The organism is Actinophytocola xinjiangensis, from assembly GCF_001921215.1.
In the GTDB taxonomy this organism is placed as follows: domain Bacteria; phylum Actinomycetota; class Actinomycetes; order Mycobacteriales; family Pseudonocardiaceae; genus Actinophytocola; species Actinophytocola xinjiangensis.
This window is the reverse complement of sequence record NZ_MSIF01000001.1, coordinates 220812-233162: the sequence shown is the minus strand read 5'-3', so window position 1 is coordinate 233162 and position 12351 is coordinate 220812. Positions and strand designations below refer to the sequence as shown.

The 12351-nt window shown below is 72.4% G+C and carries 11 protein-coding genes; 8 read left to right on the top strand and 3 right to left on the bottom strand.

Annotation, left to right across the window (positions count from 1 at the left end; translation table 11 throughout):
• Positions 1–6 precede the first annotated feature (6 nt).
• Together BLA60_RS46090 and BLA60_RS01140 are read left to right on the top strand one after the other, a co-directional pair.
• Entirely contained in the window at positions 7–1134 is a 1128-nt protein-coding gene (locus BLA60_RS46090; protein WP_075130778.1) for a sensor histidine kinase, read from the top strand.
• Complete coding sequence (locus tag BLA60_RS01140; protein ID WP_075130777.1) at positions 1131–1790, top strand: response regulator; 660 nt, start codon at positions 1131–1133, stop codon at positions 1788–1790. Before BLA60_RS46090 ends, BLA60_RS01140 begins: the two co-directional genes overlap by 4 nt.
• Here BLA60_RS01140 and BLA60_RS01135 read toward each other — a convergent pair.
• Genes BLA60_RS01135 through BLA60_RS01125 form a run of 3 tightly spaced genes read right to left on the bottom strand, consistent with a single transcriptional unit; the run spans position 1771 to position 4052 of the window.
• Complete coding sequence (locus BLA60_RS01135) at positions 1771–2724, bottom strand: ABC transporter permease subunit (protein WP_075130776.1); 954 nt, start codon at positions 2722–2724, stop codon at positions 1771–1773. The genes BLA60_RS01140 and BLA60_RS01135 overlap by 20 nt on opposite strands.
• Positions 2725–2745: 21 nt before the next feature.
• Entirely contained in the window at positions 2746–3663 is a 918-nt protein-coding gene (locus BLA60_RS01130; protein WP_075130775.1) for an ABC transporter ATP-binding protein, read from the bottom strand.
• A complete protein-coding gene (locus BLA60_RS01125) occupies positions 3660–4052 on the bottom strand; it encodes a GntR family transcriptional regulator (protein WP_075130774.1) in 393 nt (130 codons plus the stop codon). The genes BLA60_RS01130 and BLA60_RS01125 overlap by 4 nt, the downstream gene beginning before the upstream one ends.
• A 168-nt stretch (positions 4053–4220) precedes the next feature.
• On the opposite strand from BLA60_RS01125, the gene BLA60_RS01120 reads away from it, so the two are divergent.
• Genes BLA60_RS01120 through BLA60_RS01095 form a run of 6 tightly spaced genes read left to right on the top strand, consistent with a single transcriptional unit; the run spans position 4221 to position 12351 of the window.
• The gene (locus BLA60_RS01120; RefSeq protein WP_084734517.1) at positions 4221–5510 is read left to right on the top strand and encodes a hypothetical protein; all 1290 of its coding nucleotides are present in this window, start codon (positions 4221–4223) and stop codon (positions 5508–5510) included.
• On the top strand, positions 5507–6520 hold the full coding sequence (locus tag BLA60_RS01115) for a glutamate ABC transporter substrate-binding protein (protein ID WP_075130773.1): 1014 nt from the start codon (positions 5507–5509) through the stop codon (positions 6518–6520). The genes BLA60_RS01120 and BLA60_RS01115 overlap by 4 nt, the downstream gene beginning before the upstream one ends.
• Positions 6517–7743, top strand: a complete 1227-nt coding sequence (locus BLA60_RS01110; protein WP_084734516.1) for a hypothetical protein — start codon at positions 6517–6519, stop codon at positions 7741–7743. The genes BLA60_RS01115 and BLA60_RS01110 overlap by 4 nt, the downstream gene beginning before the upstream one ends.
• Positions 7740–10061 (top strand): serine/threonine-protein kinase, encoded by a 2322-nt coding sequence (locus tag BLA60_RS01105; protein ID WP_075130772.1) that lies wholly within the window; start codon positions 7740–7742, stop codon positions 10059–10061. The genes BLA60_RS01110 and BLA60_RS01105 overlap by 4 nt, the downstream gene beginning before the upstream one ends.
• Positions 10058–11056 (top strand): PP2C family protein-serine/threonine phosphatase, encoded by a 999-nt coding sequence (locus tag BLA60_RS01100; RefSeq protein ID WP_075130771.1) that lies wholly within the window; start codon positions 10058–10060, stop codon positions 11054–11056. Before BLA60_RS01105 ends, BLA60_RS01100 begins: the two co-directional genes overlap by 4 nt.
• Complete coding sequence (locus tag BLA60_RS01095; protein WP_075130770.1) at positions 11053–12351, top strand: vWA domain-containing protein; 1299 nt, start codon at positions 11053–11055, stop codon at positions 12349–12351. The genes BLA60_RS01100 and BLA60_RS01095 overlap by 4 nt, the downstream gene beginning before the upstream one ends.

The window sequence follows — 12351 nt, the reverse complement described above, 5'->3', positions numbered from 1 at the left end:
GAGTCCGTGCTCAGGTTGTTCGACGCGGCGCTCGCGCTGGTGCTGACCGGGGTGGTCGGCTTCGCCGTGCTGGACGCCGGCCAGCCGGACGCCGCCGGTGAACCGGTGTGGCTGTCCTTGTTGGTGGCCGTGGCGATCGCCGGGCCGGTGGCCGCCGGGAGACGCTGGCCGCTGCCGGCGCTCGGGGTGGCGGTCGGCGCGACGGCGGTGAGCTTGCTGGCCGGGGTGATGCCGCCGGTGGCGATCGGCGCCCCGCTCGCGGCGGTCGCGGTGCCCCTTTACCAGGTCGGCCGGGTGCTGCCGCGCCGCCGGTCGGCGGTCGCGCTGGCCGTCTCGGCGGGGGTGATCGCCGGGGCGGTGGTGGTGCGGCGGCTGGTGGAGCCCTCGGCCGAGAGCTGGCCCGACACCGTCTACGGCATCGGGTTCGGGGTGGTGCTGCTGGCCGCCGGGTGGACGCTGGGCCTGACCGCCCGGGTCCGGCAGGCCTTTGCCGACCGGGCGAGCGCGCAGGCCGCGCGGCAAGCGGTGGCCGAGGAGCGGCTGCGGATCGCGCGGGAGCTGCACGACATCGTCGCGCACAGCATGAGCCTGATCGCGGTCAAGGCCGGCATCGGCAACCATGTGGCGACCTCGCATCCCGAGCAGGCGCGCGAGGCGCTGGCGGTGATCGAGTCGACCAGCCGGGGGTCGTTGGCCGAGATGCGCCATCTGCTGGGCGTGCTGCGGTCCGAGGTGGACGGGCCGGTGCTGGCGCCGGCGCCCGGGATCGCCGCCCTGCCCGGTCTCGCGGCCAGGGCGGCCGACGCCGGGGTCACGGTCAGTGTCGAGGTCGGCGACGGCGAGGTGCCGGAGGCGGTCGGCCTGTCGGTGTACCGGATCGTGCAGGAGTCGGTGACCAATGTGGTCAGACACGCCGCGCCGGCCCGCTGCCGGGTGCGGGTCGAGCCGACGGGTGAGGATGTCCGGGTGGAGATCACCAACGACGGCCCGGTCGTGCGCCCGCGCCAGCACACCGGCCACGGTCTGATCGGCATGCGCGAGCGGGTCGCCGTGTACGGCGGCACGTTCGAGGCCGGCCCGCGACCCGAGGGCGGTTTTCGGGTGGCCGCGACGATCCCCCACGGCGTGGCATGACCCGGGTACTGGTGGCCGACGACCAGGCGCTGGTGCGCGGCAGCTTCCGGCTGCTGGTGGAGACCGCGCCCGGTCTGGTGGCCGTCGGCGAGGCGGCGACCGGTGTCGAGGCGGTGGAGCTGGCCGCCCTGACCCGGGCCGACGTGGTGCTGATGGATGTGCGGATGCCGGAGATGGACGGCATCGAGGCGACCCGCCGGATCTGTTCCTCGCCGGACACCGCCGCGACGAAGGTGCTCATCCTCACCACGTTCGACCTGGACACCTACGTCTACGCGGCGCTGCGGGCCGGGGCCAGCGGGTTCCTGCTCAAGGACACCCCGCCGGCCGAGCTGCTGGCGGCGATCGCGGTCGTGGCGCGGGGGGACGCCCTGCTGGCCCCGAGCGTCACCCGCCGGCTGATCGCCGAGTTCAGCCTGCAGGAGCCGCTGGTGCCGGCCAGTGGCCTTGGCGGGGTCACCGACCGGGAGCGGGAGGTGTTGACGTTGATCGCCACGGGGCTGTCCAACACCGAGATCGCCGAGCAGCTGCACCTGGGTCTGGCGACGGTCAAGACGCACATCGGCCGGCTGCTGAGCAAGCTGCACGCCCGTGACCGCGCCCAGCTGGTGATCATCGCGTTCCGCACCGGGCTGGTCAGCGCCGGCCCCCGGTAGGGCGGCGCGCCGACCAGACCACCAGGCCGCCGACCGCGAGCGCGACGCCGGTCAGGATCGCCGTCTCGGTCCACTGGAACCGCCAGTACATGGTCGGCGGGTAGAACTCGACGGCCATCCGGTAGCCCTTGGTGAACAGGCAGGGGCTGTAGTCGAACTGCGGGCCCTCGTCGGGGCAGCCGGCGGCGCTGGCGACCGGGTACATGTCCGAGTCGACCGTGCGGCCGTCGGGGTCCAGCCAGTCGGACCCGGCCGACACGGATCCGGCGGGCCGGGCGTCGGCGGGGCTGTCCTGGACGACACGTGTCGGTTCGGCGTACATGTCCCGGAAGTCGACGATCGGCGAGACGATCACCACGAACGCCACCACGTAGGCGGCGAGGGCCACGGCCATGGCCGGGACCGTGCGGCGCAGCACGGTGCCGGCCGCGACGCCCATGACGAACGAGAACAGCCACCACGCCCCGGAGACCACCCCGGAACCGCCGAACAGCGGTACCAGCGCGAACCGGTTGCCCTGGCCCAGTTCGTCGAGGGTGCCCAGCCAGGCGTTGAGCATGGCGCCCAGCGCGAGTCCGCAGAGGGTGACCACCGTGCCGAGCACGAGCAGCTTGGTCACGACCCACCGGCGCGGTGAGACCGACTGGGTCCAGGCGAGGGCGGCGGTGCCGGTCTCGTGTTCCCTGGCCAGCACGGGCGCGCCGAGGAACAGGCCGGCCAGCGCCGGGACCAGCGGCAGCCAGTTGAAGAACAGGTACAGGTCGTGGAAGCGCCGGTCCAGCAGCGCGTCGAGTTCCTCGCTGCCGGCCGCGAGGCCGGCGGTGAGGTCGACGGTGCGCAGGCCGTGCACGAGCAACACCGTGCCGAAGGCGAGCAACAGGACCGACGTGACCAGTACCGGTAACCGGTGCTGGCGCCAGACGAGCCACAACACGACAGGAACTCCTTGGGTAGGTCAGGGGAACGGAACGGGATCGGTCGGGGCTGCCCCGGCCATGACCAGCCGGGGCAGCGCCGCCGACTCCGGTTGGCGCAGGTAGGACAGGACCAGTTCCTCCAGGGCGACCGGGCGGACGTGCCAGCGCGGGTCCAGGGCCGGCAGGCCGTCGGTGGCGCGGACCAGCAGGGTGGCCTGGCGGTCGGTGCGGTCGTCCTCGACCACCGCCAGCCGGGAGGCCACCGCCCCGGCCAGTTCGGCCGGCCCGGACAGCAGGTGGTGGGCGCCGAGCAGGTCCTCGATGTCGCCGCTGACCTGGACGCGGCCCCGGTTGACCACGACCAGCCAGTCGCAGGTGTTCTCCAGGTCGGAGACCACGTGTGAGGACAGCAGCACGGTCAGCCCGGTGTCGGCGACGACGGCCATCAGGTCGCGCATGACCTCGTGGCGGGCCAGCGGGTCGAGGTTGGCCATCGGTTCGTCGAGCAGGAGCAGGTCGGGTCGTTTGGCCAGGGCGACGGTCAGCGCGACCTGGGCCTGCTGCCCGCCGGAGAGCCGGCCGGTGCGGTGGTCGAGCGGGATGTCGAGCCCGGCCAGTCGTGCCCGGGCGAACCCGTCGTCCCAGACGGGGTTCATCCGCCGGCCGAAGCGGAGCATGTCGGCGACGGTGAAGGTCTCGTAGAGGGGTTTGTCCTGGGCGAGGAACGCGACCCGGCCGCGTTCGTGGCCGGCCGGGGAGCCGAGCACCCGCACGGTGCCGGCGGTCGGTGCGAGCAGACCGGCGGCCAGGTGCAGCAGCGTGGTCTTGCCGGCGCCGTTCGGACCGACCAGGGCGACCACCCGCCCGGCCGGCACCGCCAGTGAGCAGTCGCGCAGTGCCCACCGGCGGCGGTAGCGCTTGCCGAGGCCGGTGGCCTCGAGGACCGTTTCGGTCATGCCGTTTCCTCCCGGAACGAGTCGGTCAGTACCGAGGTGAACAGCGCCCGCAGGTCCTCGTCGTCGAGGCCGGCGGCGCGGCCCTCGCGCACCACCCGGCCCAGTTCCCGGCGCAGCCGGGCGTGGTCGACCAGCGACGCGGTGCCCAGTGAGCGTTCGACGAAGGTGCCCAGCCCGGGACGCGCGGTGACCAGACCCTCACGTTCCAGTTCGCGGTAGGCCTTCAGCACGGTGTTGGGATTGATCGCCAGCTTGGCGACCACATCCTTCGCGGTTGGCAATCGGTCGCCGGCGTGCAGTACCCCCAGGCGCAGTGCCTGTTTCACTTGGTGGACCAGCTGCAGGTAGGTAGCGACACCCGAGCCCTTGTCGAGTCTGAAGTCGATCACCCAAACAACCCTTTCACTAATGAAGTAGTGGAATGGTGGAGGGTGGTCGGGGTCGCTGTCAAGCCGAGGCGGAGCGAACCGGAGAGTTCCGCAACTGCGCGTGGTCGGCGCCGACTACGCTGCGGTCAGATCTGGGGTTGAGAAGCTCGAAAGGGGGGTTGCACTGCCGTGACCGCGATCGTCGAGACGGACCGGCCAGCACGGCCGACGCGGGCCGAGCGCGTCGCCGAACTGAACAGCCTCGCCAGGACCACGCCAGGGGTACTCACCGTGCTCACGGGCGCATTGGTGCTGGTGAGCATCCTCGTCGGGGTGTTGACAGCCGTCGGAGTGCGCGGACGCAGTGCCGCTCTCGAGGACCTGGCGCAGCGCAGTGGACCGCTCAGCGTCGCCGCCCAGGACATCTACCGGGCACTGTCGGACGCGGACGTCACCGCGACCAGTGCCTTCCTGTCCAGCGGCGCCGAGTCGGCCGAGTTACGCAACCGATATCTCACCGACATCGCCCAGGCCGAGTCCGCCATCGCGGTCGCGGTCGCCGCCAGGGAGCCGGCCGAGATGTCGGTCGGCGACGGGCCGCTGGACGTCCTGTCGACCCGGCTGTCGGTCTACACCGGCATCATCGAGCGCGCCCGCGCCAACAACCTCCAGGGCTTCCCGGTCGGCGCGTCCGACCAGCAGATGGCCTCCAACCTCATGCGGACCGAGCTGCTGCCGGCCGCCGAGGAGCTGTTCGCGGCCGAGTCCGCGCGCCTGGCCGCCGACCAGGACCGCGCCGACGGCTTCCCCGTCGTCGAGGTGGTCCTCGGGATCATCGCCCTGGCCATCCTGATCATCACCCAGGTCTACCTGCGGCGGACCACCCGGCGCGTGTTCAACGTCGGCCTGCTGGTGGCCACCGGCGCCGCGCTGGTCTCGGTGCTGTGGGTGCTCATCGCCGTGCTCGGCGTCTCGCACAACGTCGACCAGAGCCGCGCCGGCTCCGAGCGGATCGGCGAGCTGACCGAGACCCGGATCGCCGCGCTCACCGCCCGCGCCAACGAGACCCTCACCCTCGTCGCCCGGGGCAGCGGCGGCGCGTTCAACGACGAGTTCGACGAGATCTTCCCCGGCCTGGAGTCCCGTCTGGGCGAGGCGGGCCTGCCCGACGCCGAGACGGCCTGGGCGAAGTGGAAGCAGGTCCACGACGAACTCCGCGAGGCCGACGACGGCGGCGACTACGGCCGCGCCGTCGACCTGGCCGTCGGCGAGGACGCCAACGGCGCCCGGACACACTTCGACGCCGTCGACGAGGACCTGGGGACCGCGCTCGGGGAGTCCAACACCGTGTTCACCGACGAGATCTCCCAGGCGAGCAACGCGGTCACCGGCACCGTGATCGGAGTGATCGTGCTCGCCGTGCTGATGGCCGTCGGCTCGGCCACCGGAATCTGGCAGCGGCTCAAGGAGTACCGATGACCCGCCGACCGACCCATCGACCGACCCGCCACCGTCGCGCGCTGGCCGCGCTGGCCCTCACCGTCGCCACCGCCACCGTCACCGCCTGCGGCACCGGCGAGACGGTCGGGTCGCCGGCGATCGAGGTGAAGCCGCCCTGGCCGGCGGGCGCACGCGTGGTGACCGAGCCGCTGGACACCCCGGCCGAGCAGAACTGCGAGGACCCGACCGCGCAGAGCCTGCCGCCCGCCGGCGCGCTGCCGGCGCCCGGCGACATGCCGTCCGGCTCGACGATGGCGCGGATCAGGGCCAAGGGGATGCTGACCGTCGGCGTCGACCAGAACACCTTCAACTTCGGCTACCGCGAGCCGGACACCGGCGAGATCGTCGGCTTCGACATCGACATGGCGCGCGCCATCGCCAACGCGATCTTCGGTGATCCGAACAAGGTGCGGCTGCGCGCGATCACCTCCTCCCAGCGCATCCCGGTGCTGGAGAACGGTGACGTGGACATCGTCATCCGCACGATGTCGATCACCTGCGAGCGGCTGGAGAAGGTCGACTTCTCCTCGGTGTACTACGAGGCCGGCCAGCGGGTGCTGGTCAAGAAGCACTCCGGCCACACCGGCATGGAGTCCCTCGGCGACAAGAGGGTCTGCGCGGCCGAGGGGTCCACGTCGCTGCGCAACATCGCCGCCGCGCCGTCCAAGCCGGTGCCCGTACAGGTCCAGAACTGGACCGACTGCCTGGTGCTGCTCCAGCAGCACCAGGTCGACGCGGTGTCCACCGACGACACGATCCTGGCCGGGCTGGTCGCCCAGGACCCGACGACCATGGTCGTCGGCGACCCGATCTACACCGAGCCGTACGGCATGGCGATCCCCAAGGGCGAGTCGGACTTCGTCCGGTTCGTCAACGGCGTGATCGAGCAGACCCGCACCAGCGGTGCCTGGGTCCGCAGCTACGACCACTGGATGAAGCCGCTGCTCGACGTCCCGGCCCAGCCGCCGGTGGCCAGGTACCGCTCGTGAGTGCGTTGACCCGCGAGCAGGCCGACCACGAGCTGGAGCGCCTGGTCGCCGACAGCGACACCATCGGCCAGTCGCTGGTCGAGATGGACGGACACCCCGGGCACCAGCTGCTGCGTGGCGCCGCGCTGACCGGGCTGACCGAGCGCCGCTGGGCGGAGACCGCGGCGGCGATGGCCGCGCTGTGGGACCAGTTCGGCACCTACAAGGGGCTGATCGACAAGGCGCGGGAGATCCGTGGCCGGCGCTCCCGACCCAACGACGACGACCTCGCCGAACTCCACACCCTGCTCACCGGGTCGGTGGTGAGCCTCAAGCCCGAGCACATCCCCCTGGAACAGCGCGGGCTGACCGGCCCGGCGGTGATCGTCGAGCGGATCACCATGGACGAGCTGCTGGCGCGGATGAAGCAGTCCTTCGCGAAGGTGATCGAGGTGCTCTCCACCGCCGAGTCGACCTGGTCGGCGACGATCGGCCGGCTCGACCCGCTGACCGACCAGCTGCGCTCGGTGTCGATCCTGGTCGAGTCGGTCGCCGCCGGCGACGGGGCCACGACCGGTCAGCTCGACCGGATCCGCGCCGGACTCGACGACGCCCGCGAACGGGTGGTGACCGATCCGCTGTCGGTGGCCGCCACCGATCCGCTGGCCGGGATCGAGAGTGAGCTGGCGGCGCTGCGCGAGCGGTTGGCCGAGACCGCCACCGTGCGGGACACCTTCGACGCCCGGCTCGGCGCCCTCGACCAGGTGTGCGCCGACATCGAGGCGGCGGAGGCGACCGCCCGCCAGACCTGGACCGCGGTCGTGGACAAGATCGCCAACCCCGGGCTGGCCGAACCGACGAGCGAGGGGTCGACCCGGCTGCACGCCGAGCTCAGGGCGCTGGCCGCCCGCCGCGACACCGGCCGCTGGGCCGAGCTGGCGGCCACCGCCGACCGGCTGGACCGGCTGGCCGCCGCCACGCTCGACGCGGTCCGCCGGTCGGTGCGGACCATCGGCGGGCTGCTCGACCGGCGCGCCGAACTGCGGGGCCGGCTGGAGGCCTTCCAGGTGAAGGCCGCCCGCCTCGGCCACGCCGAGGACCTCGCGCTGCAGGAACTGCACACCACCGCGCATAAGCTGCTGTTCACCGCACCGTGCGACCTGCCGGCGGCGACCCGCGCGCTCAACCGATACCAGCAGGCTCTCCAGGACAGGGAGCGGCCACCCGAGGAGGCGACCAGATGACCGCGTGCTCCCGGCCGGACTGCTCGGGCACCATCGACGAGGACGGCTACTGCGACACCTGCGGCCTGGAGGCACCGGTCACCGCGCCGGCGCCGGCCACGGTCGGTGCGTCGGCCGCCCCCGCGACCGGTGCGCCGGCACCCGCCGAACTGGACGGGCCGACCGTCAGCACCCGCAGTACCCGCACCGGCAGCACGGCCACCAACTGGACGAGCCCGACGGCGGCGTCCGGCGCGGTGACCACCAGGTCGCGGCGCGGCTCCACCCGGTCGTCCTCGCGCGGGCTGCTGGGCGCCGGGCTGGTGGAGATCCCCCGGGTGCCCTACCGCGACCCGAGGTCGGCGGTGCTGGCCGACCCGAAGGTGCCCGAGTCCAAGCGCTTCTGCAGCAGCTGCGGGACGAAGGTCGGCCGGGGCAGCGAGGGCACGCCGGGCCGCACCGAGGGCTTCTGCACCAAGTGCGGGCACCGGTTCTCCTTCAGCCCGAAGCTGTCCCCCGGCGAGGTGCTGCACGACCAGTACGAGGTGCTGGGCTGTCTGGCCCACGGTGGCCTCGGCTGGATCTACCTCGCGCTGGACCGGGCCGTGGCCGACCGCTGGGTCGTGCTCAAGGGCCTGCTGGACACCGGCGACGCGGACGCGATGGCCGCCGCGGTGGCCGAGCGGCGCTTCCTGGCCGAGGTCGAGCACCCGAACATCGTCAAGATCCACAACTTCGTCCAGCACCGGGACGCCGAGTCCGGCGCGATGGTCGGCTACATCGTGATGGAGTACGTCGGCGGTCAGTCCCTCAAGGACATGATCAAGAATCTGCGCAAGGGCCAGGGCGCCGAGGCGGTACTGCCGCTGCCCCAGGCGATCGCCTACGTGCTGGAGATGCTGCCCCCGATCGGCTACCTGCACTCGCTGAACCTGCTGTTCTGCGACTTCAAGCCGGACAACGTGATCCAGACCGAGGAGCAGCTCAAGCTGATCGACCTCGGCGCCGTGCGGCACGTTGACGACGAGGACAGCCCGGTCTACGGCACCATCGGCTACCAGGCGCCGGAGATCGCCTCGGTCGGCCCGTCGCGCTCGTCGGACCTGTACACGATCGGCCGCACGCTCGCGGTGATGACCTTCCCGTTCGACTTCCAGCACGGCAACCGGGAGACGCTGCCCAACCCGGTCGACGAGCCGCTGCTGGCCACCTTCGAGTCCTACGACCGGTTCCTGCGCCGGGCCGCCGCCGCCGAGCCGACCGCCCGGTTCGGGTCGGCCGAGGAGATGCGCGAGCAGCTCACCGGCGTGCTGCGTGAGGTGCTGGCCACCGAGGACGGCCTGCCCCGGCCGGGCGCCTCGACCGAGTTCACCCCCGAGCGGCGCGCCTTCGGCGTGCGCAACGGCGTGCGGTCGGGCCCCGACCTCGGCGAGCTGGTGACCTCGCTGCCGGCGCCCAGGATCGACGGCGCCGACCCGGCGGCGGCCTTCCTCGCCTCGGTCACCTCGACCGACCCGGCCGCGCTGATCGAGGAACTGCACACCGCGCCGCAGTCGAGCATCGAGGTGCGGCTGCGCATCGCCCGCGCCTACATCGAGCTGGGTGACCTGGTCTCGGCGCTGCGCCGGCTCGACGACGTCGCCCGTGACGCCGTGGACCACGACCGGCTGTGGCTGGTCGACTGGCACCGGGGCCTGGCCCACCTGGCGGAGAACAACCCGGCCGCCGCCCGGGACCGGTTCGACCGGGTGTACTCGGCCGTGCCCGGCGAGGCGGCGCCCAAGCTGGCGATCGCCGCGTGTGCGGAGGCCATGCAGGACTGGCTGGCCGCCGACCGCTACTACCGGGTGGTCTGGCGCACCGACCGCGCCTACGTCAGCGCCGCGTTCGGGCTGGCGCGCTCGCTGCTGGCCAGGGGCGAGCGGCACGAGGCGTTCGAGGTGCTCTGCTCGGTGCCCGAGACCTCCAACCACTACGTCGCCGCGCGGCTGGCCGCCGTCGGCGCGCGTACCACGGTCGGGTCGATCACCCAGCTCACCGACGAGGACCTGACCGCGGCCGGCACGCTGCTCACCGACCTGGAGGTCGATGCGCAGCGGCGGGTCCGGGCCACGACCGACGTCCTCACGGCCGCGTTCGACCGGCTCCGGGCCGGACACAACCCCACCGGCGGCACCACCGCCAGCACCACGGTGCTCGGTTACGCGCTCACCGAGCACGGGCTGCGGACGGGTCTGGAAAGGTGTTACCGGACGCTGGCCAGGCACGCCGACAACACGAAGGAGCGCATCGCATTGGTGGACACCGCCAACCGGATCCGGCCGAGGACCTGGGTATGAAATGTCCCAACTGCGGCGAGTCCGCCGGTACCAACGACCGCTTCTGTGAAGGTTGCGGATCGAACCTGCTGGTCACCCGCACCCCGGAGGGCGGCCCGCTGGGGACCGCGACCACCGGGACGTGTGTCGCGTGCGGCGGGACGAACCTGAGCGCGGACGGCTTCTGCGAGGACTGCGGACGGGCCCAGCCCGGCGGCCGCGACCGGATGGAGTCCGACCTGGGCGTGGTCACCGGCATCAGCGACAAGGGCCGCCGCCGGGCGCGCAACGAGGACTCGATGGCCTTCGGCACCACCGCCGGCGAGAACCCCACGGTGGTCGCGGTGGTGTGCGACGGCGTCGCGACCTCCGACCGCGCCGAGAACGCCTCCCAGCGCGCCGTGGACGAGGCGCTCGCGGTGATGCTCGAGGCGGCGGTGGAGGGCAAGGACGCCGACGCGGCCACCCGCTCGGCCGTCGCCAGGGCGATCGAGGTGGTCACCGCGCTGGCCGACCCGTCGGTCCCCGGCACCGCGCCGTCGTGCACCTACGTCTCGGCGGTGGTCACCGCGACCGACGTCACCGTCGGCTGGGTCGGCGACAGCCGCGCGTACTGGCTCGCGCCCGATGGCGCGCGGGTGCTGACCATCGACGACACGGTCGCCACCGAACTCGTCGCCGAGGGCATGAGCGAGGAGCAGGCGATGGCCGTGCACCAGGCGCACGCGCTGTCCAAGTGGATCGGCGCTGACGCCGGCCAGATCGAGCCACGGACACTGACCATCCAGCCCGAGGGCCCCGGGCTGGTGCTGCTGTGCAGCGACGGGCTGTGGAACTACCTGCCGGAGCCCTCGGCACTGGTCGAGGCGCTGCCCGGCTCACCGGTCGACGTCGACCCGACGCGCGCGGCCGACGAGCTGACCAGGGTCGCCCTGGAGCTGGGCGGGCACGACAACATCACCACCGTGCTCGTCCCGTTCCCCCCGAACCCCGAGAGGACCAGGAGCGAAGGATGAACGCCGCACCGGACTTCACGGTCGACGTCTACCAGAACGAGTACCTGTCGCAGGGCGCGACCGAGGTCAACGCGATCGTCACGGTGACCGCGACCGGTACGCCGATGATGACCTCGCCGTCCGAGACCGCCGCCGAGGTGATCATCGTCGACTGCTCGGGGTCGATGCACGTGCCGCGCAGCAAGCTGCTGGCGGCCAAGCAGGCCACGAAGGCGGCGATCGACACGCTGCGCGACGGCGTGCTGTTCGCCGTGGTCGCCGGCACCGACGAGGCCAACGTCGTCTACCCGCGCAGCCACGACCTGGTGCCCGCCGGCCCGCGCACCCGAGAGGAGGCCAAGAACGCCGTCGACCGGCTCGCCGCCAACGGCGGCACCGCGATCGGCTCCTGGCTGCGGCTGGCCGACGAGCTGTTCGGCACCCGCCCGAGTTCCATGCGCCACGCCATCCTGCTGACCGACGGCCAGAACATGCACGAGACGCCGCGTCAGCTCGCCAAGGCGATCGAGGCGGTCACCGGCCACTTCGTCTGCGACTGCCGGGGCATCGGCACCGACTGGGAGGTCAAGGAGCTGCGCACGATCGCCGACGCGCTGCTCGGCACGGTCGACATCGTCGCCGAACCGGAGGAGCTGGAGGCCGACTTCCGCGCGATGGCGGCCGGGGCGATGAGCAAGGCGGTGGCCGACGTGTCGCTGCGGCTGTGGACCCCGCAGGGCGCGGCGGTGAAGTTCGTCAAGCAGGTCGAGCCGACCCTGGCGGACCTGACCGGCCGGCGTACCGAGTTCCCGCCGCGCAGCGGTGACTACCCGACCGGCTCGTGGGGTTCGGAGACCCGCGACTACCACGTGTGCGTGCAGGTGCCGGCGGCCTCGACCGGGGAGAAGATGCTCGCCGGCCGGATCAGCCTGGTGTTACCGGACGGCCAGGTCGTCGGCAAGGGCAACATCCTGGCCCAGTGGACCGACGACACGGCGCTGTCGACCAGGATCAACCGCGAGGTCGCGCACTACACCGGGCAGGCCGAGCTGGCGGACGCGATCCAGGAGGGCCTGGAGGCGCGCAAGGCCGGCGACGTGGAGACCGCGACGGCCAAGCTGGGCCGCGCGGTGAAGCTGGCGACCGAGACCGGCCACACCGACACCGCGAAGCTGCTGTCCAAGGTCGTCGACATCGAGGACGCGCGGACCGGCACGGTGCGGCTCAAGCGCAAGGTCGCCGCGGTCGACGAGATGACCCTGGACACCCGGTCCAGCAAGACGATGCGGGTGCGCCGGAAGTCCCCGGAGAGCTGA